Annotated in this window: 24 protein-coding genes and 4 pseudogenes; 21 read left to right on the forward strand and 7 right to left on the reverse strand. The window is 49.5% G+C overall.

What is annotated here, in order from left to right; all coding sequences use genetic code 11:
- Positions 1-126 precede the first annotated feature (126 nt).
- Positions 127-374, reverse strand: a pseudogene (locus tag O9H85_RS38235) (IS4 family transposase); the annotation flags it as partial.
- 225 nt (positions 375-599) lie between these two features.
- On the opposite strand from O9H85_RS38235, the gene O9H85_RS35045 reads away from it, so the two are divergent.
- Complete coding sequence (locus tag O9H85_RS35045; RefSeq protein ID WP_269885996.1) at positions 600-1,988, forward strand: MATE family efflux transporter; 1,389 nt, start codon at positions 600-602, stop codon at positions 1,986-1,988.
- A gap of 989 nt (positions 1,989-2,977) precedes the next feature.
- On the opposite strand, the gene O9H85_RS35050 is transcribed toward O9H85_RS35045, so the two are convergent.
- The gene (locus tag O9H85_RS35050) at positions 2,978-4,216 is read right to left on the reverse strand and encodes a multidrug effflux MFS transporter (RefSeq protein WP_269885997.1); all 1,239 of its coding nucleotides are present in this window, start codon (positions 4,214-4,216) and stop codon (positions 2,978-2,980) included.
- A 469-nt stretch (positions 4,217-4,685) separates the two neighbouring features.
- Between O9H85_RS35050 and O9H85_RS35055 the strand changes: the two are divergent.
- The 17 genes and pseudogenes from O9H85_RS35055 to O9H85_RS35135 form a co-directional block, all read left to right on the forward strand.
- Positions 4,686-5,104, forward strand: a pseudogene (locus O9H85_RS35055) (IS110 family transposase); the annotation flags it as partial.
- A 15-nt stretch (positions 5,105-5,119) separates the two neighbouring features.
- A complete protein-coding gene (locus O9H85_RS35060; RefSeq protein ID WP_269886018.1) occupies positions 5,120-5,278 on the forward strand; it encodes a hypothetical protein in 159 nt (52 codons plus the stop codon).
- Between the two features lie 180 nt (positions 5,279-5,458).
- The gene (locus tag O9H85_RS35065; protein ID WP_269885998.1) at positions 5,459-6,217 is read left to right on the forward strand and encodes an IclR family transcriptional regulator; all 759 of its coding nucleotides are present in this window, start codon (positions 5,459-5,461) and stop codon (positions 6,215-6,217) included.
- A gap of 224 nt (positions 6,218-6,441) precedes the next feature.
- Complete coding sequence (gene gucD, locus O9H85_RS35070; protein WP_269885999.1) at positions 6,442-7,908, forward strand: alpha-ketoglutaric semialdehyde dehydrogenase GucD; 1,467 nt, start codon at positions 6,442-6,444, stop codon at positions 7,906-7,908.
- 29 nt (positions 7,909-7,937) lie between these two features.
- The gene (locus tag O9H85_RS35075) at positions 7,938-8,819 is read left to right on the forward strand and encodes a fumarylacetoacetate hydrolase family protein (protein ID WP_269886000.1); all 882 of its coding nucleotides are present in this window, start codon (positions 7,938-7,940) and stop codon (positions 8,817-8,819) included.
- A 70-nt stretch (positions 8,820-8,889) separates the two neighbouring features.
- Positions 8,890-10,875, forward strand: coding sequence for a YjhG/YagF family D-xylonate dehydratase (locus O9H85_RS35080; RefSeq protein ID WP_269886017.1), 1,986 nt, complete (start codon positions 8,890-8,892; stop codon positions 10,873-10,875).
- A 3-nt stretch (positions 10,876-10,878) separates the two neighbouring features.
- Positions 10,879-11,769 (forward strand): annotated as a pseudogene (locus O9H85_RS35085) (family 43 glycosylhydrolase); the annotation flags it as partial.
- A 416-nt stretch (positions 11,770-12,185) separates the two neighbouring features.
- Positions 12,186-12,470 (forward strand): YncE family protein, encoded by a 285-nt coding sequence (locus tag O9H85_RS35090; protein WP_269886001.1) that lies wholly within the window; start codon positions 12,186-12,188, stop codon positions 12,468-12,470.
- Between the two features lie 166 nt (positions 12,471-12,636).
- Positions 12,637-13,107: a hypothetical protein gene (locus O9H85_RS35095; protein WP_269886002.1), complete on the forward strand. Its 471-nt coding sequence runs from the start codon at positions 12,637-12,639 to the stop codon at positions 13,105-13,107.
- A gap of 244 nt (positions 13,108-13,351) precedes the next feature.
- The gene (locus O9H85_RS35100) at positions 13,352-13,852 is read left to right on the forward strand and encodes a serine protease family protein (protein WP_269886003.1); all 501 of its coding nucleotides are present in this window, start codon (positions 13,352-13,354) and stop codon (positions 13,850-13,852) included.
- A 36-nt stretch (positions 13,853-13,888) separates the two neighbouring features.
- The gene (locus O9H85_RS35105) at positions 13,889-14,140 is read left to right on the forward strand and encodes a hypothetical protein (RefSeq protein WP_269886004.1); all 252 of its coding nucleotides are present in this window, start codon (positions 13,889-13,891) and stop codon (positions 14,138-14,140) included.
- A gap of 1 nt (position 14,141) precedes the next feature.
- Positions 14,142-14,387, forward strand: coding sequence for a hypothetical protein (locus O9H85_RS35110; protein ID WP_269886005.1), 246 nt, complete (start codon positions 14,142-14,144; stop codon positions 14,385-14,387).
- Positions 14,388-14,468: 81 nt separating this feature from the next.
- The gene (locus tag O9H85_RS35115) at positions 14,469-14,705 is read left to right on the forward strand and encodes a response regulator (RefSeq protein WP_269886006.1); all 237 of its coding nucleotides are present in this window, start codon (positions 14,469-14,471) and stop codon (positions 14,703-14,705) included.
- Positions 14,706-14,712: 7 nt separating this feature from the next.
- Positions 14,713-15,522 carry a hypothetical protein gene (locus tag O9H85_RS35120; RefSeq protein WP_269886007.1) on the forward strand — a complete coding sequence of 270 codons (810 nt, stop codon included), beginning with the start codon at positions 14,713-14,715 and terminating at the stop codon, positions 15,520-15,522.
- A gap of 82 nt (positions 15,523-15,604) precedes the next feature.
- Positions 15,605-15,808, forward strand: a complete 204-nt coding sequence (locus O9H85_RS35125) for a hypothetical protein (protein WP_269886008.1) — start codon at positions 15,605-15,607, stop codon at positions 15,806-15,808.
- A gap of 13 nt (positions 15,809-15,821) precedes the next feature.
- Positions 15,822-16,172, forward strand: a complete 351-nt coding sequence (locus O9H85_RS35130) for a transposase (protein WP_269886009.1) — start codon at positions 15,822-15,824, stop codon at positions 16,170-16,172.
- A gap of 373 nt (positions 16,173-16,545) precedes the next feature.
- Entirely contained in the window at positions 16,546-18,033 is a 1,488-nt protein-coding gene (locus tag O9H85_RS35135; RefSeq protein WP_269886010.1) for an IS5 family transposase, read from the forward strand.
- Between the two features lie 262 nt (positions 18,034-18,295).
- Here O9H85_RS35135 and O9H85_RS35140 read toward each other — a convergent pair whose 3' ends face one another.
- Together O9H85_RS35140 and O9H85_RS35145 are read right to left on the reverse strand one after the other, a co-directional pair.
- Entirely contained in the window at positions 18,296-18,463 is a 168-nt protein-coding gene (locus O9H85_RS35140) for a hypothetical protein (RefSeq protein ID WP_269886011.1), read from the reverse strand.
- Between the two features lie 45 nt (positions 18,464-18,508).
- Complete coding sequence (locus O9H85_RS35145; RefSeq protein WP_269886012.1) at positions 18,509-18,688, reverse strand: hypothetical protein; 180 nt, start codon at positions 18,686-18,688, stop codon at positions 18,509-18,511.
- A 549-nt stretch (positions 18,689-19,237) separates the two neighbouring features.
- On the opposite strand from O9H85_RS35145, the gene O9H85_RS35150 reads away from it, so the two are divergent.
- The 3 genes and pseudogenes from O9H85_RS35150 to O9H85_RS35160 all read left to right on the forward strand — a co-directional run.
- Positions 19,238-19,753: a hypothetical protein gene (locus O9H85_RS35150; protein WP_269886013.1), complete on the forward strand. Its 516-nt coding sequence runs from the start codon at positions 19,238-19,240 to the stop codon at positions 19,751-19,753.
- A gap of 145 nt (positions 19,754-19,898) precedes the next feature.
- Positions 19,899-20,285, forward strand: coding sequence for an HIT family protein (locus O9H85_RS35155; RefSeq protein WP_269886014.1), 387 nt, complete (start codon positions 19,899-19,901; stop codon positions 20,283-20,285).
- Positions 20,286-20,397: 112 nt separating this feature from the next.
- A pseudogene (locus O9H85_RS35160) lies at positions 20,398-20,628 on the forward strand (transposase); the annotation flags it as partial.
- A gap of 523 nt (positions 20,629-21,151) precedes the next feature.
- Here O9H85_RS35160 and O9H85_RS38115 read toward each other — a convergent pair.
- From O9H85_RS38115 to O9H85_RS35170, 3 genes are all read right to left on the reverse strand, one after another.
- On the reverse strand, positions 21,152-21,376 hold the full coding sequence (locus O9H85_RS38115) for a DUF5348 domain-containing protein (protein ID WP_409348255.1): 225 nt from the start codon (positions 21,374-21,376) through the stop codon (positions 21,152-21,154).
- The gene (locus O9H85_RS35165; protein WP_269886015.1) at positions 21,373-22,176 is read right to left on the reverse strand and encodes an ExeA family protein; all 804 of its coding nucleotides are present in this window, start codon (positions 22,174-22,176) and stop codon (positions 21,373-21,375) included. The genes O9H85_RS38115 and O9H85_RS35165 overlap by 4 nt, the downstream gene beginning before the upstream one ends.
- The coding region (locus O9H85_RS35170; protein ID WP_269886016.1) for a Mu transposase C-terminal domain-containing protein at positions 22,173-22,515 on the reverse strand (343 nt) is incomplete at its 5' end. The genes O9H85_RS35165 and O9H85_RS35170, both read right to left, overlap by 4 nt.

Here is a 22,515-nt window from a genome sequence, read left to right on the forward strand (position 1 = left end):
AAGGAGACTTTTCAACAAGACAACAACAGCAGCAAGGGATAAGCATTATGAAGCGTTTCGTTCGACCTATTCTCATCCTGCTCAAAATTTGATACAATGGTCACAGTCAAGGCTGAACGTAATAACTCAACTTTCGTAGAATGAAATCAAAAGATAAGCATTGCTGTAATTGGGTAAAAGCTTGCTGGAGTTGACGCTGAATGAGAGTCGACCGCTTTCGCTACGATTCGTGATCAAATTGAGCAGTTGTCGTAGAGCAATCACCCAATCGATTGCCCCCACTTCGTCGTACAATAAAAAAACAAGCCGCCAAACGAGCGAGCAATCGTACTTTGCCTGCCAGGCGCCAGCAGAATGTAGCGCGAAAACACAATAATCTACGGAAATTTATAATTTCAACCTTCAAAGGGAATAGGTTCCCTAAGACAACCTAACTACACTAACGAAAACGATAGTGGAGGAGCTTGCTTCAGGCAGCTCCTCTTTTGGTTTATTGAACAGGAAGATTTCGCTAATGACTCGTACGAAATATAATATTATAGAAAAATACTTCCTAATGTTAATGTATTACATATTTCGCAGAAAAGAATGTGATATCAGTGTCTCAGCCTCAAGTATGGGTACGAACGCAAGGCTTGCTGAATAAGTATCTATCCGGGGCCACGATGGATTACAGACAAGTAATCGCCCTTTATCTTCCGATATTGATCGATCAGGCCTTTATCATTGGACTTAATTTGGTGAATACTGCTATGATCAGCTCAGCGGGGGTAGCGGCTGTCAGCGCGGTTAACACCATTGATTCGCTGAATATGTTCTTAATTAATGTATTCGTGGCCATCGCTACTGGTGGAACGGTTGTCGTCGCGCAGTACAAGGGAAGCGGCAATGATTCTATGGTCTCCAAAGCAGCTAGCGCCAGCATTGCTTCTGTTTCCATTCTTGCCTTAGGTATCGGCTTATTGGTGATGTTATTGAATATCCATTTGTTAAAGCTTCTCCTGGGATCCGCATCGGCGGATGTGTTGGCAAATGCGAAAGTGTACCTCATCGGCAGTTGTACTTCTTTCCTAGGCATTGGAGTTGTCCAGGCGGTTAGCGGAGTAATGCGAGGGATCGGGAGATCTCGGATATCGTTGGTTCTTTCTCTGATCATGAATGCTTTGTATGTGCTTTTGAATTTCGTCTTTATTACCCTGCTGGATATGGGTGTGCTGGGCATGACTATTTCGGTAAATGTTGCGCGGTTTGCGGCGGCAATATGCGCCCTTATTTATGTGATCAAAATGGATGCATCGCTTCATTTGCGTTTTCTTGAACTCTTCTATGTACCGTGGGCGATGGTAAAGAAAATTATGGCGATTGGTCTCCCGTTTGCTGCAGAGCAGATGTTTTTTAACGGTGGGAAAATACTGACACAGGTTTTCATTGTTAGTCTTGGTACCTACGCCATAGCAACCAACGCCATCGGCGGCACCATTGCAATGCTGTACCAAATTCCTGCCTTAGCCTTGTCCATAACTCTCGTGACGGTGGTCGGCCAATGCATTGGCGGACGAAATATTGACGATGCCCGAAAGTTCATCAAATCGTTTCTCTGGCTGGCGACCTTTTCGTTTGTTTTGATGACTATCATCCTGATGCCGCTATTCTATCCTTTAGTTAGTTTGTTTCATCCACCAGCTGAAATCGTCGACGATATCTTTTGGGTGCTGCTAATCAACGCTATCGCACAGATCCCGCTCTGGTCGATCAGCTTTCTCTTACCTTCGGGATTGAGAGCGGCGGGAGACTCGCGCTTCACCTCTCTTACTTCGATGCTGACAATGTGGCTTTTTCGTCTGGTGCTAGGGTATGTGCTTGGAATCATGCTGGGTTTTGGCATCATTGGTGTATGGATTGCGATGAACTGCGAATGGGGCGTGCGGGGCGCTTTATTTCTATGGCGTTACCGAGGGAAAAAGTGGTATGAGCATAAATTAGTTTAGCCTAATACTTATTTTACGGAGTCTGACAGTACTGTAATTCGAAAAGCCGCGTAGGCTCAACACATTCTGTATTATGCTTTATTTTCCCAAAACAAAAAAGCCATGGCATTCCGCAGCCATGACTTAAATCGGTTTTGGTTAGCCCGCGATACCCAGCTCACCTAATATCAGTTTTAGTGTTTCCTTCGTATCCCGTCTCGGAATATGCCAAGCACGTAAACATTTTTCAGGTCATCACTAAGCAGGAATTGTATTCCCATTTAGCGGAATCAATCCGAGAAATCCTTCCTTGGAGGAGATATCCAAAGGTCTCGTTAAAATAATACCCAGAACCCTCCTCACCTCTATCTCTATAGGTGAAGTGCCCAAGGCCTCATATTTTCTGATTTCATTCCTTAATTGTTCCAATATTTTCCTTTCCGTCTAACGATGACCATTAGCTGATCCTCTTCAGGATCATAAGTTGCAACAGATTCATTCAGTGAAATAATAGAAGCTTTCTGCTTTGACTGCACCATCTAAGCGTATAAGATTTCTAGTTTTTGTTTGATTGCGTTAGGTTCCCTTTTTATCGATGACAGGGATAAGTTCGACAGATTTGAAAGTTTTACATGGTACCAATAATAACGAAATCGGAAAATATGTAGGCCCGGTGCTGAAGTTAATTTACACTTGGCGGGTATTTTTTCTAAATCTAAATGCTTAGCGTACGTTTTTCGCGTTTTGTTGGCGGCACCCTGGACGGGAATGGGATAAAGTTCTTGTCATTTATGACATCAAGTTCTTGTCAACCGACAGCCAGGACGGACCCCAGGTACAATGGAGGGCTTTTTTGATATTTATATAAATTACGCATAACTCAAGTTAGACGAAATCACCATATTCACGTTCATCCCGGTACAAGGAAAAGAAGAATGGGGCTGAACGTATAAAAAACAGCCAAACACCTCGATTCAGTGTTTGGCCGCTTCGTTTCATTTATCTTTGTTTCAGAATTGCTCCACCTGTTTCTTTACCCCGAAGCTTCCTGCTTTTTTAATCGAACCTCGTTTCACTAAAAGGAAGTAGGACAGCATCGCTGCTGCGCTTGTTGTCAAAATAATGACACCGAGCGGAACAGCCGTGCTTTCCCCGGCAATGCCGACTAGCGGAGAAACGACCGCACCAAGCAAAAAGGGTATAACGCCCATCAGTGCAGCCGCAGTACCAGCCATATGGCCCTGGCTCTCCATCGCAAGAGGAAAAGCTGCCGTGGATGTAATTCCGATGGCCGCTACGAAGAAAACGAGCGGAATCACGAGTGCGTACAGTGGCCCGTGGAACATCGCAACCAATAAGACGGCGATGCTGGCTGCGCCGGCAAGCCATAGACCGAACAGCAGGAAGGTCTGCTCCGACACACGGTGAGCCATTCGACCGACCAATTGCGAGCCGATAATCAGGGTGATGCCATTTGACCCGAACAACAGAGCAAATACCGTAGGGGAAACTCCGTAAATATTTTGATAAATAAAAGGAGTTCCGGAAACGTACGCGAATACCCCCGCGATCATGATCCCCTGCGCGAGCATATAACCCGTAAATGAGCGGTCACGCAAAAGGGATCTATAGTTTCGCAGTTGCTGAGTAAAATCGCTGGGACTGCGGCGCTCGACAGGCAGCGTCTCTTGGAGACTCCATTTGGTCATGGCAAGGAGGTAAGTTCCCAGCAGCGCCAAAGCGATAAATACGCCGACCCAGCTTGTAAGCGCTAGAACACCGCTTCCCGTTACCGGTGCCACAAGCGGGCCCAAATTTCCGACAAGCAAGAGAAGCGAGAAAAATTTGGTGAGCTCGTGACCACTAAACATATCGCGAGCAATTGCACGGGAGATGACGATACCCGCCGACGCAACAAACCCCTGAACTAGCCGCGACAGGATCAGCAGCCAAATATTCGGTGAGATCGCACAAGCTAAAGCTGCCACAACATAGATTACCATGGAAATGAGCAGCGGCTTGCGCCTGCCATAGACGTCACTAAGCGAACCCATGACCAGTTGGCCGATGCCAAGTCCCAATAAACAGGCGGTCAGGCTGAGCTGGACGAGGGAAGCTGTCGTACCGAAACGCTCAACAATTTGAGGAAAAGCGGGCAAATACATATCGATGGTAAAAGGCCCAAGTGTCGAAAATAAACCAAGCAGCAGAGCTAATCTAACGACAGTCTGGCTGTACTTGTTAGTCATCGTATAAGTTTCTCCTATTCTTCATTCCATATCCGGAACTCTTCTCTCTATATTTGGTTACACCATATCATAACTGCACTCGTTTTTACAACAGTTTTTAGTGATGTAAGAAAAGCCACATGCAATGGTCAAATGCAGTAAACCCGGCCTATGATGCGGGCCGGGTCAAAGCCCTAAAGCGCAATAATATCGGTACTCCGTGCTTTCTTTGTGAAATCCTGAGAATGAGCCAATCTACGTGTCTTGGTGTCCGGCGACACAAACATATGCGCATAACCGATTTACGACACAAACATAAGTGCATAATCGTGAATGAATTTGGCCGTCAATTGAGCTTCATTTTTCTGGTCCCATTACGCTAAACATTCCTGTTAAGACTAAGAAATGGCCTTTGTCAAAAAAGGAGCACCTCGGTATGATGGGTTTGTCGACGGGTTAATACCCAACACCATCAAGGAGGCGCTCTATTATGAAGTTTAAACAATCACTAGGCCAAAATCAACGGATTGAAAGAATCACCACAGCTCACTTAGTTTAGGTATAGATATGGCTAAGGATACACACGTGGCCCAAGCTACAAATTACCGAGGAATCGTGCTTACTCCCAAACATCTTACGTTTAGTAATTCAATCGAAGGGTTTGAGAAGCTACAGCGTTGGTTACAAGGTCTTCATCAAAAATACCGTTTAGATAACGTAATCATAGGTATGGAGCCAACAGGGCATTACTGGTGGAACTTAGCCAATTGGCTCAACGATAAAGGAATGAATGTTGTCCTCGTCAACCCAGCAACGACCAAAAGAAACAAGGAGAATCGCGACAACTGCCCCTCCAAGAGTGATCCTAAAGATGCGCTTGTTATCGCGGATGTCGTATGCAGAGGGTACGTTGAAAGGGCAGGAATGCGTAGTTACAGTGGAACTGTGTGGCAGCAGGCGCAGCATAAGGCGTTTCGCGCCGGCTTGATTGTGAAGGGACACGGAGACCGGGTTCAAATCACGTTCAAGGCGGAGGTGAAGACGCTGCTGATTACGGCGTGCCTGGAGAAGGGGGCTGCGTAAGATCATTTCGGTTGGCCGCAGTACGAACGGGTCACAGCTCGCTCCAGCGTCGTGTTGTGATTTTTTTGCGAATGAGGAAAATTAAGAATTGAAAATCGGCATCGGATCGTTTAAGATGGAAATCTATAATATAAAATATGGTTTTATAATATAGAACGCGATGCAGAGAGGAGTGAATTCATGCCAATCATACAAGCGCTGGACCGTGCGCTAAAAATAGTGGAACTGTTCGAAGAAGTTACGACGGAGCTGAAGATTACCGAAATCAGCGCAAAGCTGGGGCTGTACAAAAGCACCGTCCACTCGCTCCTGCGGACGCTTCAGCTCCACGGCTATATCGACCAGAATGCAGAGTCGGGCAAGTACAGGCTCGGGCTAAAGCTGCTCGAGAAAGGCCAGCTCGTGCTTCAGGGGATGGATGTGCGGATGGTCGCCCGCAAGCATTTGGAAGCGCTGTCGGAACGGACGGGGCAGACCACGAACCTGGTCATTCTTGATGGCAAGGAAGGCGTATATATTGATAAGGTGGAAGGGGCTAAGGCCGCTATTCGCTACTCCCGCGTCGGACGCCGGGTTCCGCTGCACAGCAGTGCGGTCGGGAAGGTGCTGCTCGCGAACTGCAGGCCGGAGGAGGCCGATGCGCTTCTGAGCCAATACCAGTTCCATGCGCACACACCCTCCACGATACGCGATAAGGATGCGCTTGTGCGGGAGCTGGACGAGGTTTGTAAGCGGGGGTACGCGGTGGACGATCAAGAGAACGAACCCGGAGTTCGCTGTGGAGCCGTCCCGATTCGCGATCACACCGGCGGCGTCGTTGCCGCAATGAGCTTGTCGACAGTTGTATCCGCCGTTGATGACGAGCTGTTTCGGCAGTTTGTCCTATTGTTGCAGGAGGAAGGGGAGCAGGTGTCCCAGCTTCTTGGCTATCGGCGGTAGATTTATTGCTCCAGGCGGCCTGTTTTGTTAAAACTACCCTTCGGGGTATTTATTTAAACGATAAATTGTAAACCGAGTTTTATAATGTAGAATAATTTAAGGGGGTGACTGCACCGCATTGCACTTTGGAATGAGCCCGTCATCCGTATTTCACTGCTTCGATCCGAAGGTATTAGCATGTCCTGCACAATGAACATACAACCAATTTGAAGGGAGAGCTTAGCATGAGCGCTTACAAAGAGAGGCAAGTTTATTTGAACTACATTAATGGAGAATGGACGGGGGCTTCCACCGGCAAGCAGGTGGCCAGCATCAATCCGGCGAATCCGCAAGAAATTGTCGGCTATGTCCCGGCATCGTCCAGGGAGGACCTGGATCGGGCTGTAGCCGCCGCGAAGTCGGCTTCACGCTCGTGGCGGAAGCTGTCCGGAGCGGCGCGGGGAGAGGTGCTGTTTAAAGCGGCCAAAGCGATGGAGCGGCGTGCGGATGAAATCGCCGAGACGATGACCCGGGAGATGGGCAAGACGTTATCCGAGGCCAAAGGCGAAACGATGCGCGGGGTTGCGATTTTACGCTATTACGCTGGAGAGGGCATGCGGCGCATCGGCGATGTGATTCCTTCGAGCGACAGCGAAGCGCTGATGTTCACGACCCGGGTGCCGCTCGGCGTGGTGGGTATCATTTCGCCGTGGAATTTTCCTGTAGCCATTCCGATTTGGAAAACGGCTCCGGCGCTCATCTACGGCAACACGGTCGTGCTGAAGCCGGCGCAGGAAACAGCCGTTACGGCAGCCAAAATCACCGAATGCTTTGCGGAAGCGGGCATCCCGGCAGGGGTCTTGAACTTGATATGCGGCAGCGGCTCCGTCATCGGTCAAGGTCTTGCCGAGCATCCGGATGTGAATGGCATTACCTTTACCGGCTCGAACCAGGTCGGCAAGCAGGTCGGGCAGGCTGCGCTAGCGCGCGGGGCGAAATATCAGCTAGAGATGGGTGGGAAGAACCCGGTCATCGTTGCAGCGGACGCAGACCTGGATCTGGCGGTCGAGGGTACCATCAGCGGCGGCTTGAAATCGACAGGGCAAAAATGTACGGCGACCAGCCGTATCATCGTCATGAACGAAGTACACGACGCTTTCAAAGCGAAGCTGCTGGAGAAAGTGTCGGAGATCACCGTAGGCAACGGGATGGAAGCTGGAGTATGGATGGGACCATGCGCGAATGAGAAGCAGATGGAGACCGTGCTTGGTTATATTCAAAAAGGGAAGGATGAAGGCGCGAAGCTGCTGATCGGGGGAGGCCGTCCGGCCGCAGCCGGTTTGACGGATGGCTTCTTCGTACAGCCGACGGTGTTTGATGACGTGTCGCCGCAGATGGCGATTGCCAGAGAAGAAATTTTCGGCCCCGTGATGGCATTGATTCGCGCGAATACGATGGAAGAAGCGATTGAACTAGCCAACGATAGCGAGTTCGGCTTGAGCGCCTCCGTCTATACCAACAATATCGGCAATGTCTTGAGCTTCATTCAGGATATGGATGCGGGGCTTGTCCGGATCAATGCCGAGACCGCGGGCGTAGAGCTGCAGGCGCCGTTCGGCGGCATGAAGCAGTCCAGCTCCCACTCCAGAGAGCAGGGACAGGCGGCGATCGAATTTTTCACCTCGATCAAGACTGTGTTCGTAAAGGCTTAATTCATATCCAATAGGGAGCGTGTGTCCGAATGAGAATTATTCGTTATCAACAAGAAGCCGTGCTTCAGCTGGCTGCCGTTACGGATCAAGGCGATGTGTATCCTCTGCCGCAAAGCGATTTCTTAAGCCTGCAAAAGGATGCGGATGCGCAAGGGATCACCGCGCTTGAGCTGGTCCGCTCCGCGATAGCCGATAAGCAGCCAATCGATGAGAAGCTCGAAGCGCTGGACTTGGCCGTGCCAATCGAAGCCCCGGAGGTGTGGGCCGCCGGCGTGACCTACCAGCGCAGCCGGGAGGCGCGCAACTATGAGGCGACCGGAGGCAAGCTGGATGCCGTGACCTTTTACGATAAAGTATACGATGCGGAGCGCCCGGAAATTTTCTTCAAGTCGACAGCGGCCAGGACGGTCGGCCCCGGCGCCGAGGTGCAGCTGCGGAGCGATTCGCAGTGGCAAATCCCGGAGCCGGAGCTTGGGCTTGTGCTCGGCAGTCAGGGCAAAATGCTCGGATACACGATCGGCAATGACATGAGCTGCCGGGATATCGAAGGGGAAAATCCGCTGTATTTGCCCCAGGCCAAAATGTGGAAGCGCTCCTGCTCCCTGGGACCGGCCATTCGGCTTGTTGATGCGGTAGACAATCCGTACGATCTGCAGATTGCTTGCCGAATATACCGTCAGGGCGACAAGGTCGTGGAAGGGACGGCGAACACCGGCCAGCTGAAGCGCAAACTGGAGGAGCTGGTGTCCTTCCTGACGCGGGACAATGAGCTGTTCGAGGGCACCGTACTGCTGACCGGCACATGTATCGTGCCGCCGAATGAATTTTCGCTGGCGGCCGGGGACCGGATCGAGATCGAAATTACAGGCATCGGGACGCTCGTGAATTCGGTGGCAGGCGCAGGCTGCTAGAACTGCGCAGATGGCCGACGGAGGCGCAAGGCAAAGGAGCACACAAGGGGGAAGGCTGTTGGAAGCGAATATGGAATTCATCATGGGGCAGGACAACGAGGAACTGTATGCTATTCGTACACATGCGAGCGGACCGAGCGGTTCGCTCCCTTTGACTAAGGAAATGCTGCTGCATTCGCCAAGCGGCGAATTGTTCGGCTTGTCGCAGAACGTGGGCATGGGTTGGAAGCCTTCCCGCCTTAAGGGCAAGCAGTATCTGCTCTTAAGCACGCAGGGCGGCATCCGGAAGGAGGACGGTTCGCCTGTCGCGCTCGGCTACCATACGGGCCATTGGGAGGTCGGTCTGCTGATGCAGGCGGCGGCGAATGAAATTTCGGAGAGCGGCGGGATACCGTTCGCCGGATACGTCAGCGATCCATGCGATGGGCGTTCCCAAGGCACGGAGGGCATGTTCGACTCGCTGCCGTACCGCAACGATGCCGCGATGGTGTTCCGGCGTTTGATCCGCTCCTTGCCGACGCGCAAGGGCATCATTGGAGTGGCCACCTGCGACAAGGGGCTGCCCGCCATGATGATGGCGCTGGCCGGGATGCACGAGCTGCCCTGCATCATCGTGCCCGGAGGCGTTACGCTGCCGCCGACGGCCGGCGAGGACGCGGGGAAAATCCAGACGATCGGAGCGCGGTACGCAAACGGCGAGATGACCTTGGAGGAAGCGGCTGATCTGGGCTGCCGCGCTTGTGCGACGCCGGGTGGCGGCTGCCAGTTCCTGGGCACGGCCGCTACCTCGCAGGTGGTGGCCGAGGCGCTAGGGATGACCGTGCCGCACGCTGCGCTCGCACCGTCGGGACAGCCCGTATGGGAAGAGATGGCCAGGCAGTCTGCTCGTGCCATGATGCAGATGGAAGAAAAGGGCATCCGCATGAAGGATATTCTCACGGAAGGCGCGATCCGCAATGCGATGGCGGTGCATGCGGCGTTCGGCGGATCGACTAACCTGCTGCTGCATATTCCGGCTTTCGCTCATGCGACAGGCGTTCCCGTGCCGATGGTGCAGGACTGGATTCGCGTCAACAAGCGCGTGCCGCGCCTTGTCAGCGTGCTGCCGAACGGCCCGGAGTACCATCCGACCGTGAGGGTGTTCCTGGCCGGGGGGGTGCCGGAGGTGATGCTGCATTTGCGCTGTCTGGGCGTACTGGATCTCAGCGTGATGACCGCATCCGGCCAGCCGCTCGGCGCCGTCCTCGATTGGTGGGAAACAAGCGAGCGCCGTCAGCGGATGAAGCAGCTGCTTAAGGCATTGGACGGCATCGATCCGGAGCAAGTCATCATGAGTCCCGAGCGCGCGCAGGCGAGAGGCTTAACTTCGACGGTGACGTTCCCGATGGGCAATCTGGCGCCGGAAGGCTCCGTCATCAAATCGACAGCGATCGATCCTTCGGTTGTCGGAGCGGACGGCGTATATCGCCATCGCGGCCAAGCCAAGGTGTTCACGACGGAGAAGCAGGCGATTGCCGCGATCAAGAACGGGGGCATCGAGAAGGGCGATATTATGGTGCTGATCGGCCGGGGACCGTCGGGAACGGGAATGGAAGAGACGTATCAGCTCACTTCCGCCCTCAAGCATTTGCCGTTCGGCAAATACGTCTCCCTGATTACCGACGCGCGGTTCTCCGGCGTGTCCACCGGCGCCTGCATCGGCCATGTCGGGCCGGAAGCGCTCGCCGGCGGTCCGGTCGGCAGGCTGCGGGACGGAGATACGATCGACATCGTGGTAGACCGCAACCGGCTGGAGGGCAGCATTCATTTTATCGGCCACGGCGACGAGGTGCTGACGCCCGAGGAAGGCAGCCGGGCGCTTGCCGCCAGGGAGCCGCATCCGGGCTTGGCGGCCGATCCGAAGCTGCCGGACGATACCCGGCTGTGGGCGGCGCTGCAATCGGTCAGCGGAGGCACCTGGGCCGGCAGCGTCTATGACACCGACAAAATTATTGCTGCGTTGGAAGCGGGTAAGCTTGCGTTAGCCGCGCAGCAAAGCCAAGCTAAGGAGGACTGAGACATGGCTTTCAATACAAATCCGATCTTGCCCGGATTCTATCCTGATCCTTCGATCTTGCGCGTTGGAGACGATTATTATATTGCCACCTCGACGTTGAATGGTTCCCGGGAGTCCAAATCCATCATTCCAAGGATCTCGTGCATTGGCGGCTGCTGACGCATGCGCTCACCCGGAAATCGCAGCTGAACATGGAGGGCGATCTGGATTCCGGCAGGGTATGGGCGCCTTGCTTAAGCTACCACGACGGGACGTTTTACTTGATTTGTACCGATGTCAAAAGCCGTATGGGTACGTTCAAGGACACGCATAACTACCTGGTCACGGCGACCGATATTATGGGCCCTTGGCCAGAGCCGATCTATCTGAACAGCAGCGGCTTCGACCCCTCTTTGTTCCATGATGACGACGGCCGCAAATGGCTGGTCAATATGCTATGCATTGCAAAAGGCGGGGCACGAGAGCGTGGTCCAGACGCATACGAATGAATGGTACATGGTTCATTTGATCGGCCGGCCGGTTCAGGACAAGTTCTGCAATCTGGGCCGAGAAACGGCGATTCAGCGCTGTTATTGGACGGACGATCTGTGGCTGAGAGTGAAAGGCGGCCCGGCTCCGTCCGAGCGGGTTCAGGATCCCGACATCGTTCCGCAGCCGTTCGCGCCTACGCCGGAGACGGATGATTTCGACCAGCCGGTGCTCGCCGTCGATTGGAGTACGCTGCGCATCCCGGCCGAGCCATCGTGGGTCACACTGACCGAGCGTCCGGGTTACCTGCGGTTGAAAGGCATGGAATCGATGAGCTCGACGCACCGGCAGAACATGGTGGCACGCCGCCAGCAGTCATTTTATTGCGAGAGCGAGACGTGTCTTGAATTTGAGCCCGAGCATTTTAGATTCGTTTGGAGATCACCTGATATTTTAAACAGGTGTTTTTTGTTTTTTCAAAGAAAATTTCCGAAGTTTAGTACAAGCGGGCAAGGGTAATCTTTGCAGGGCTCAGGCGTTATCCGCCAATTCGGGAAGTAGCGCCGTTTACAGATATCACATAATTTTTTCATCGCGGATTTATATTTCACAGGAACCTGATTTACACGCCCTTGTTATAATTCCACTGTGATTTGATTACTGTGGAGAACGGTGTGGTACGATTGAGACTCAAAATCGGGAAGTAAAAATGGCTCTTAGTATGCGCGGTATTATGCCTGTTTGTGAGTTTGAGTACTTGCGCGGCGTATATCATTAATCCCCAGATTGCAGAAAATCCATTAGTAGTATTTTCGTCTAGCACGCTACCCGGTGGTCCAAGCATGGCGGTCTCTGCTCCAGGCATGCTGCAGACGAAGGCCGCACCTCTCATCACGAGCGGAACGAACACTACAACCGGTTGGCAGCTCACGCCGGCCGGTAAGCAAACAACGCTGGGAAGCTTCCCTATGGGAGGTGCGCTAAGTCCGGATGGGCGTTATCTCGTCATTTCCAACGACGGTATGACGACACAGTCGCTTCAGGTTATCGACGTTACGTCCAGCATGGTAGTGCAAACTATAAGCTATAATGCTCCGGAGGCCCTCTACCTCGGACGACGGGTCTAAGCTGTACGCTTCTGCAGGTGGAAACGAGAAGATTCGGGAATATGATTTCAAGGAGGGTACTTTTGGAACTAAAACCGGTTACCGTTGGGGACACGCGCGGTTCCGGCTTTTACCCGGCAGGCATCGTTATCTCGCCCGACGGCAGCAAGCTTTTTGTGGCTGCAGCATGATGACAGGGACTTTGTCCGTGATAGACGTCCCCTCGGTCGAGCGGCTTCGAGAATATACGCAGCAAGTTCAATTCAACAATCGAGTAGAATCTGCTTCTTCGGCAAGGCCGGCCATGCCTAATGAACAGCAGATGTTCCCGATTCCGCGATATTCTGGGGAAGACTCACCCATTAAGCATGTAATTTACGTCCTGATGGAGAACCGGACTAACGATGATATTTTCGGTGATTTGGGCAAAAGGAGCGGAGACCCCAGTCTTGTGGAATTCGGACGGGCCATCACGCCGAATCACCATAAGCTAGCCGAGCAGTTCGTGACGCTGGACCATGTTTACGCCGTATCCGATGTAAGCGCAGACGAACAGAATTGGTCGATGCCCGGCAAAGCCAACTACAGAAACGAAGAGACGATATTACTACTGAAAATAAAGTGGGTATTGGTGAGGAGATTCAGATGTGTGTCATGAATAACAACTCGTTCACCTTAGCCACAGTGCATAGATTTTCAGATTATGACAAGACTTATCAAACAATTATGGAGAATTTACGTTCTGATAAAATGTAATATGTTGTGTTGAGGCTAATGAGGTTTATAGCGCAATAAATGCGTTATGAACCTTTTTTGTAAAGTTTGATGATTTTCCTCGCCGCGGCTCTGTTATATCCGAACGTGAGCGCTAAAAAAATTATTCAGTTAAGGAGAGATAAAGCTTGAGTGCAGAAATACGGCTTTCGACTAGTCAATTGTTAGAGGAGTTGGAACAACTTAAAGTCTGGAGCGGACCTAAAATTGCGAAGGTATTTCGTAAAACACAAATTCCAGGATACGAGCTTGCCCCGATTGGATCTGGAGGATTTATCAACTATAGGGAAAAGTTTTTCTTTATTACCAACGCTCACGTCGTTCAGACTATTGAGAGTGGTGACTTGTTCGGAAAAATTGTTGTACCATTTAAGGATCATGGAAACGAAATAGTAAGGTTTATTTCATGTAAAATGGATGAGGAACTGGATGTGGCAGTTTTAGAAATTGATCCAGTACAAGCTCAGAGCGATTCAGATAAGTTATTTGTTGACCAACAGTGTTTTCAAGACCCAACACAATACTTAGATGCTTGTAATTTTGCTTTTGTCCACGGTTTCCCGGCTTCACAAACAAATGTGGAAAGCGATGGTCGAACCATTTTGGTGGAAACAACTTCATTGCCTTAATTGGCATTTATTAAGGAATACCAAAGAGAAGCAAACTTGATAACGCTTCATTATTACAAAGAAGGCAATATCAATGAATATTTTTCTCCGGCAGAATTGCCGGAAGTTTATGGTATGAGCGGTTCCTTAGTTTTCAGCTACAGACCTAGAGATGTTCTTTTTCCATACGGGTTGCTAGGTGTTGTTAATAGAGGGACCCAAAATTCCGAAACCCTGTGGCTGACACCTGTTGATGACGTTATTAATTTTATTGAGACTGCTTATTTTAATACGGAAGATAGAGATTGAGGTGCATCAGTACGAAAACGGCAATTTACCAACTGCAGAAGCTGACGATTCTCTTTCCACGGAATCGCGCCAAAGCAACAAGTCCATTCTAAAACTTTATTTTCTTCGTACAGCAGCCGATTATAGAAATACGTACAGCCGCCGCGGGCATGGCTTGACCGGCTGCTTGCGTTTGATAGGGAAAACCGCGCTCAGCGCGGTTTTTTCGCGCGAATGCGCCGCCGAGGTCAATATTTGTCTATTGTAGTGCGCTGATGGAGTTGGTAATATCTGCACTATATTGTATGAATAGCCTGGAACACAAGCAAACGTACGGGGGTGACGGTACATGCTGAAGGTTATGATTGTTGAGGATGAGGATATCGTGAGGGATGATATCAAGCATTTGATTGATCGGCAGAGCAACGGCTTCGTCATCACGGCCGAGGCGAGGAACGGAGGGGAAGGGCTCCGGTTTTTTCAGGAGCATCATCCCGACATTATTATTACACGACTATGTTGGAGGCTATTATGTAGGCTCCGAATGCTTTATCCCGGCGAAGGACTATTCGCATATCGAGGATAGCCCGCAGATGACCTGGACCTATGCTTTCGAGAAGCATTGGCTGTATTACATGCTGTGGGGCCGGCTGCTGTATGATCCTGCAACGCCGGATCAGGTATTCGAGCAAGCGCTCGCCGAGCGTTACGGCGAGCAGGCGGGCCTGCATCTGCTGCGCGCATACGCCACGGTCAGCAGCATGCCGATCACGCTGGGCGCTTTCTTCGCGTTTACATGGGATTTCACCTTGTATGCGGAAGGCTTCCTGGCGACGAACCGGGCCGAATACAACTCGGGGAAGGCATTTATTTCGCTGCAGGATTTGCTGGAAGGCCGCACCTTCGACCCGGCTTACCTCTCCCTTCGCGACTACGCGGAGTCTGTGGTGAACCGGTGGTCTACGGAAGGCCGGATTACGCCTCTGCAGTTGGCTGACAGGTTGGAGGCGGATGCGCAGCAGGGCTTGCAGTCGCTGTCAGCGATTACGGAAAGCACGCCTGCGCTTGCTTCCGAGATGCTGGATGCCGAGGCCTGGGCCCGCTTGAGCCTTTATTTCGCCGCCAAGCTCCGGGCCGGTGTCAACTTTGCGCTGTATGAGCGGACAGGGGAGGAAGAGAAACACTGCGAAGCGCTTCAATGGCTGGAGGCGCCTCATGCGGCGAAGCATTGGGAGGACTTGATCGAAGCGACGCAGTCCCGCTACAAGCCGCAGCCTTTAATGCATTTGGGCGAGACGCTGTTCAGCTGGGCCTTATTCCGTCCGCAGATTGAGGTGGATATCGCCTTCGTGCGCGGAGCGGCCGCAAGCTGCTCTGCGGCTGAACAGCAAGCGCTGAGCTGACGGACTTGTACAAATCAGAAATGCCCTTTCCGGTCGTTGCCGGGCAGGGCATTTTGTTTTTTTTACTGTCGCCGAACGGGATATGATGCTGTTCATCGCGACCCGCTTCCAGGTTTGCGCTCCGTTTGCCAACTTTCTAGCGTATGCGCATCTCGACCACGCGTATCGGCGTCGTATGGCGCTGGTCGAACTCCACATTACTTCAGCTGTTCTGGGCATCCTGACGCGGGCTTTGCACCCGGATGAATACGCCGATCACAGGCACGAACAGCACAGCGGCGGTTAAGAGGGACGCCCGTATGGCCTTCAATGAGGCGATGATTTATAAAAATTACGACTATGCGCAGAGCCTTCTGGTCCATCGATCGGCCGATCAGGATTTTCAGCGGCTAGTCACGGAGTATGAACGTATTGAGGCTATGCTGAAAAGTATGGATCAACAGATTCTATCACTGCTGAGCGAGATCCCTATCGCGGCACAACTTCAGAGCATAAAGGGATTAGGTCCCATTTTTGTTGCAGCCATATTGGCAGGAGCAGGGGATCTACAGCGATATGCACATGGAAGCCAATTACTTCGAAAGGCTGGCCTGAACTTAGCTGAAAGCACATCGGGAAAAAGAAAAGGTCAGATTGTCATGATAGGTTAATTACAAATGGGGAAATTCTATCAGTAGAACAGAGGAAGAAATTGCTGAACTTCTGTGGGGCATTAACAGATGAGAATTGGTGTGGACGATCAGAGATGTGTATTTATTTTGCTTGTTTGCTTAGGTACGGATTAAGATTGCTCGGTTATAAAGCACAAGTCCACAAGGGAAACGCTAGATACACTTCAGTTGCAAATCCTAAGATTTCTTTTACTTGGGAACATTCCCGGGTAATCGTTAATGATATAATTAGGGCTTGCTGAACGAAATAAAAAGCTAGGAAATACAAGGGTTTAACACCGCTTTTGTCGAAATCATGTGTAAGGAAAACGGGAGTTCCCCGTCAAAAACCGTGCACATGGAGGCGTTTAGCATGTACCAGCGAACCGAAGGGCAAATCATCTTACCCGGCGATTTCTTCCTGCCTTTTGGCGGAAAACTCGCAGAGGATAATCGATGGGTCTTGCTCGCCCAAATCATACCCTGGTGGAAGGTCGAAGAGAAATACGCGAAAAACTTCAAACGCAGCCTGAAGGGCCAAAAAGCGGTATCCATCCGCGTTGCGCTCGGAGCACTTATCATACAAGAACGACTGGGGACTGATGACAGGGAAACCCTGCAGCAGATTCTGGAGAACCCGTATCTGCAGTACTTCCTGGGCTTGCCGGAATATCAGCACCGTCGTCCGTTTCACGCTTCACTCATGACCCATTTCCGTAAGCGGCTAGGCGGTGATGTGATCCATGAAGTAAACGAATGGATTGTGCTGGAGGAGTCCCGCCAGCAAAGGGAAGCGCAAGACCGCTCTGACGACGATGATTCAGGCAGCGGCCATTCTTCCGTCACCATGAGCGACTCGGACGAAAAGCAGCCGAAACAGATCGAACTGACCAACGAGGGCGAGCTTCTGCTTGATGCGACCTGCGCGCCGGCAGACATCGCGTATCCAACAGACTTGTCGCTACTGAATCAAGCTCGTGAGAAACTGGAAACGATCATTGATACGCTGCATGAACCCGACCGTGGAAAGACTTTCAAACCGCGAACCTACCGCGAGCGGGCGAGAAAAGCTTATTTGGCGGTGGCCAAGCAGCGGCGGGTGAAACCGCGGGCCATGCGAAAAGCCGTTGGGAGACAGTTGCGCTTTGTCGCCCGCGATTTACGAATTGTGACTCAGCTTGCCGCAGACGGCGCCCTTAATCGGCTCTCGCGCAGAGCCTACAAGGAGTTACTCGTCATTCAGGAACTGTTTCGTCAGCAGCAAGCGATGTATGACGCCAAGTCGCACAGCACACCCGATCGAATCGTCAGCATCTCGCAGCCGCATGTTCGTCCGATCGTGCGTGGCAAAGCCAAGGCGAACGTCGAGTTTGGGGCTAAGCTGGCGATCAGCGTGGTGAACGGCTATGCCTTCCGGGAACAACTTTCCTGGGACAGCTACAATGAGAGCGTGACCCTTCAAGCCTCTGTAGAAACGTACCGTGCACGGTTTGGTTTTTATCCCAAAGCCGTGCTGGCCGACCAAATTTACCGCACCCGTGATAACCTGCGTTACTGCAAGGAGAAAGGGATTCGTCTCAGCGGGCCTCGGCTCGGACGCCCTTCGGGTGACCAGCAGGAACAAAAACGAATCGCCAAAGCGGACGCCTCAGCACGCAATGCCGTTGAAGGCAAATTCGGAGAAGGCAAGCGCAGTTACGGGCTTGGCCGTATTCGAGCGCACCTTCAGACGACCAGTGAAACGGTGATTGGGCTGCAACTACTGGTGATGAATCTGGAAAAGAGACTACGAGTTCTCTTTTTGCCTATTTTCCAGTGGCTGTTATCCAGGCTCGTCGTTCGGGGCGCATTGTCGTTATAAAGTCGACCCGTTCAGCAAGCCCTAATTATTGATGGGAATGTTGATACAATGATTGAAAATCCTTATGTCCCACACAAAATTGATCCTTGTCCTTACTAGGGTTTAATATCGTTACTACCTTCTGACAGAGCATTTGAATCAATTAGTATTATTAATGTTTCAGATGAAGAAGAACAATTGGATGAGGGTTATTTCGAATGGAAGGTAAGATTAAAAAAGTTAGTAGAAACGATAAAAGGATGATTTTATAGAGAAAGCCGTATTAATCCCATCCTTTAGGTTGTGTTTCTCGTTTCTTATTTATCAAATTTTGAGCAAATGTTCTGTTCTTCTTAGATTCCATGATATTTTTAATTTCCTGGATTACTAATTTTAAACGTTCGTCTTCATCACTAATTTTTTTCAATTCTTTATATAAGTTGTCACTCATATCCTCACGATCCTTATTTAAGATATTTATAACGAGAAGAAGAATCTAAGCAAACTTGTTCTTACTCCATTTATCATAAATATCAATAACTTGTACCATTGTATGAGACTTCTTCTTCACATATCTGAGAAAATCTGAATCATTCTCAAGCAACTTTAACAAATCCTTTTGAATGCAGCTTAAGTTGAATTTTAATTCTTTCTCTGCAAAGTCCACGATTCTCACTTCCATTCTCCTCCATATACATTATTTTGAGCTTCTAGCGTGGCAACTACTAATTTTAGCATATCCCTCAATTGTTTTTTCTGTATTATTATCAGGTTAATAATTTGTTGAATTTTCAGTTATTTTTGTTCTCGTATTATCGATAGATATGTTAATTTACAAAATCGACATCAAAAATGGAACATGGAATGAAGAGGAAGATAGGGAAGCGGAAAGGCTAAAAGAACTTATGAGTGAAATTAAAAGAATTTTGAGTGCGAAGCAAAGTTAAAAAGTAGTTTTGTCGAGTCTCAAGAATATGTACCGATTAAAAGTCGCATTTAATACGGCTTTTATATTTTATCGGAACAATTTATTGAAAAATCAAAATCTCAAGATTGTGTACCGATTATGTAAATGTTCTAAAAAAGTGTTCCGATTATTGAACAGGGTTCAAAACTGTCAAAAGTAGTTGATGGAGTACGTTAGCAGAATTATTCACATCATGTCTAAGCTGCCGCGTTGAACGGCAGCTTTGTTGCGAGGGACGGGCAGTTAGGCGGAACAATCGTGATACAATATTGTTTGGGTATTTGTCAGAGGGAGATGTTAAAACCAATTAAAGTAGTGAATAAAATTGAAGTTGTGTCGATGAAGAGTGCGTACAGTGATGTTGAACACCATACGATCATCATTGATGGTATCTCTCTGGATTTAGTGATTCATCGTCAATACCCCTCAGATAACCTTTTAGGCATGATTCCAACAATTATTGACTGGGTCGATGACCCGAAAGAGAAAGAGTTTCTTAAAAAGAGGTTCAATTCAGAGGGAAAAGAGGTTGTCTTACCAGTATTAATGTGCCCAGACGATTGCGATTTGTTGTGTACTGTAATCGTTGCAAATGTAGTTAAAGCCGACGGTTTTATCATATGGGAGCGAATCGGAATTGATATGAGTTATGAGGAATTTAAGCTTTTGGGGTGTGATGGGATTGGTTCAACTGTTGATTGGCTTGAAAAGATTCCTGCAATGATTTTTGAGGAAACGCAGTATTCTTCTCAACTCAGCAAAATTTACGATTAAGCTAGCGGAGTACGATAATTCAACCATAAACACAGGGAGTAGACTGCCGCGGCGCTGCTCCCTGTTTCATTGAAGTAACGGGCAGGATAATGGAGATATATGGAGAAATTTTAGAGGAATAAGGAGTTAGAAATGAGGGCTTAAGTTGAGTTGTCCATTTTGCTTTCCTGAAAAAGACCCAGAACAGAGCGTTGTTCTTAGTAATGAACACTGTTTCTTTGTTCAAAAACCTCAAGAAGTCTTACTTGGTTCTGGTTTAATTGTTCCTAAAATTCATAGAGAAACCGCGTTTGATTTAACGCCAGAAGAATGGCAAGCAACTTTTGATCTATTACAACAGGTCAAGGAACTATTGGATAAAGAATATGCTCCTCAAGGATACAATCTTGGGTGGAATTGTGGACATGTTGGTGGACAGGAAATATTTCACGCTCATCTGCATGTTATTCCTAGATTTGAGGATGAGCCTTTAGCTGGTAAAGGTATAAGGTATTGGTTAAAGCAACCATTAAACCAACGATCATTACGCTAACGAGGAACGATAGCTGAATAAAAACCTAGACGAGGCTGCGAGGCTGTAAAATTCTTTGTGTAAACTCTCAAACCTATTACAATAGAGTTACTAGGAAGGGTTGGGAGAATACATGGGATTATGGTCCAAGGAACAGCTACGGCAATTTATCAAGGAGAACAAGCTCGTAACGGCACAAGACGCCCAGAACACATTGAAGGAACTCTTTGCTGAGACGCTGCAGGAGATGTTGGAGGCGGAGCTAGATACGCATTTAGGGTACGAGAAGCACGACGTCCAGAACAACAAACAAACCACCAATAGCAGAAACGGTAAAAGTAAGAAGACCATCATCAGCGAATACGAAAGAGTAAATCACTACAATTAAGTTTCTTAATGCTTCTGGCTTTAAATAAGTTGAAGATTAACTATGATGAATTAGCATGAAACACAAAAGCCGCGTGATACTTTCACCTCGGCTCTTTTTTAGATTTTTTGGTTTTTTTTATTACCTAAAAATGTAATTAAGTTTTTCATTTAATCAGGGCACCCCAAGCAAGGGTGCCCTGAAAATTTTGCCTTAAAGATGATATGGTGATGATGGATTTTAGTTTTCTTAAATCTTTTAAGTAACCAATTTTCGCTTCTTTCAATTCATCTGCATTTAATGCGATTAAATAGCGGGAAAAAAGTAAAGTGGTATATTGCAATACAAGGGTACTTAAATAATTTGGGTAGCCTTAATGTCATTAACCATTCTCATTGACGGTCGTTTCGGAACCGACAGCGACGGTGGTTTTTTACTTTCCTCACCGCCAAAGGCGTGGCGATCGTAAATAATAAAATTCGGTGGCGGAAATGGAAAAACCTGCTTGTTATGAGCAGGTTTAGAATAACGATCTCACATTGTATACAGTTTTTCGGTGCAGCCAGAATTTCGTCTCCCCTAATTTGACGTACCATTCCGTGTCTAACTCCAGGCTAACACGGCAGAACGCATCGTCCACCTCGATGAGTATCGGGTCTCCACAATGCAACGGATACAACAATCGTGTCCCTTCATAAATCCTCCAACGCCTAGTCTCTTTATGAAATTTCATCGTCTGCATCATTGGTCATCAAATTCCGTTAAGATGCGGGACACATGAATCGCATCGATCAACTTGTCCTTTCTGAGCACAGCATCAAGCAAACTGGCTGTACAAACGTTATTAATCTCCCGGCTAATTCCGCGGGTATGTGCATAGATGGCATCCATCGCCTCGGTCGTGAAAACCGGGTGGGTACTGCCGGCCACCTCCAGATGGTGTTCAATATACGCTCTTGTCTCTTGAGATGACAGGCTCTCCAAGTGAAATCGTACGTTCATGCGTTGTGTAATTGGCTTAAAGACGCGAAGCTGCAGTGTCGCCTGCAGTTCCGGCTGTCCCACCAAAATCAATGCCAAGGGAGAGACCGAGTCCATATTGAAATTCGTGAGGAAGCGAATTTCTTGCAGCATATCGCCAGAAAGCAAATGCGCCTCATCAATGACGACGACCGCGACCTTTTTCTGGTTCTCAAACAAATCCCATACCAAATGCTGAAATTGACGTTTGGCCTCACCCCGCAGAAATCTCGGTGAGGCCCCGAATTGGTGCAAGAGCTCTCGGTAAAAATCCCGAGGCTTCAAATGGGCATCGGACAAATAGAGAAATCGGTATTTGTTTGCATCAATCCGCTCTTTCAAGGCACGGATCGACGTCGACTTCCCACTGCCAATCTCTCCAGTCACACAGCCAATAGAGCGCGTCATGACCATGTATTGGAGCCGAGCCACACATTGTTCAAAACGATCCGACCGATGGAAATGCCGGGGTTCAATCTCTTTGGTGAATGGTGTTCGCTCCCAGCCAAAGAAGCTTCGAATCATGGCTGTTTAGCCCCCTTTACCAAGTCTTGCAGAACATTACTTTGTGCCTCACGGATTTGGCGACGATGTTCTTCGTAGAGCAGCTCCACATAATTGAGTCCTGATGGCTGTACCGCTGGGGACTCCACCTCCGAAGTTTTCACTCGTTTTTGTTTCGGGTCGCGCAGCTTGAGGACTCGCGCATTCTCGTAACGTGTTCCGTCTTTCCAAACTTGAATTTCGCTGAGATCGTACGGGTCAAATCGCACTTGTACTTTTTGTCCGGCCAGCACGGATGCCACTTCGTAAGATTGACCGAGTAAGGAGATACAACCGGTTTTGTCCACTTTTCTCGTGTCC

Source organism: Paenibacillus gyeongsangnamensis, from assembly GCF_027533625.1.
GTDB classification, from domain to species: Bacteria; Bacillota; Bacilli; order Paenibacillales; family NBRC-103111; genus Paenibacillus_G; species Paenibacillus_G gyeongsangnamensis.

Bases quoted from the DNA above. Each gene is read 5' to 3' on its own strand.
- O9H85_RS38115 (WP_409348255.1), bottom strand. From the start codon at position 21,376: ATGATGCAGACGATGAAATTTCATAAAGAGACTAGGCGTTGGAGGATT.
- O9H85_RS35135 (WP_269886010.1), top strand. From the start codon at position 16,546: ATGTACCAGCGAACCGAAGGGCAAATCATCTTACCCGGCGATTTCTTC.
- O9H85_RS35050 (WP_269885997.1), bottom strand. From the start codon at position 4,216: ATGACTAACAAGTACAGCCAGACTGTCGTTAGATTAGCTCTGCTGCTT.
- O9H85_RS35060 (WP_269886018.1), top strand. From the start codon at position 5,120: ATGCGTAGTTACAGTGGAACTGTGTGGCAGCAGGCGCAGCATAAGGCG.
- O9H85_RS35120 (WP_269886007.1), top strand. From the start codon at position 14,713: ATGACCTGGACCTATGCTTTCGAGAAGCATTGGCTGTATTACATGCTG.
- O9H85_RS35075 (WP_269886000.1), top strand. From the start codon at position 7,938: ATGAGAATTATTCGTTATCAACAAGAAGCCGTGCTTCAGCTGGCTGCC.
- O9H85_RS35095 (WP_269886002.1), top strand. From the start codon at position 12,637: ATGATGACAGGGACTTTGTCCGTGATAGACGTCCCCTCGGTCGAGCGG.
- O9H85_RS35125 (WP_269886008.1), top strand. From the start codon at position 15,605: ATGATGCTGTTCATCGCGACCCGCTTCCAGGTTTGCGCTCCGTTTGCC.
- O9H85_RS35090 (WP_269886001.1), top strand. From the start codon at position 12,186: ATGGCGGTCTCTGCTCCAGGCATGCTGCAGACGAAGGCCGCACCTCTC.
- gucD (WP_269885999.1), top strand. From the start codon at position 6,442: ATGAGCGCTTACAAAGAGAGGCAAGTTTATTTGAACTACATTAATGGA.
- O9H85_RS35115 (WP_269886006.1), top strand. From the start codon at position 14,469: ATGCTGAAGGTTATGATTGTTGAGGATGAGGATATCGTGAGGGATGAT.
- O9H85_RS35130 (WP_269886009.1), top strand. From the start codon at position 15,822: ATGGCCTTCAATGAGGCGATGATTTATAAAAATTACGACTATGCGCAG.
- O9H85_RS35080 (WP_269886017.1), top strand. From the start codon at position 8,890: ATGGAATTCATCATGGGGCAGGACAACGAGGAACTGTATGCTATTCGT.
- O9H85_RS35165 (WP_269886015.1), bottom strand. From the start codon at position 22,176: ATGATTCGAAGCTTCTTTGGCTGGGAGCGAACACCATTCACCAAAGAG.
- O9H85_RS35065 (WP_269885998.1), top strand. From the start codon at position 5,459: ATGCCAATCATACAAGCGCTGGACCGTGCGCTAAAAATAGTGGAACTG.
- O9H85_RS35140 (WP_269886011.1), bottom strand. From the start codon at position 18,463: ATGAGTGACAACTTATATAAAGAATTGAAAAAAATTAGTGATGAAGAC.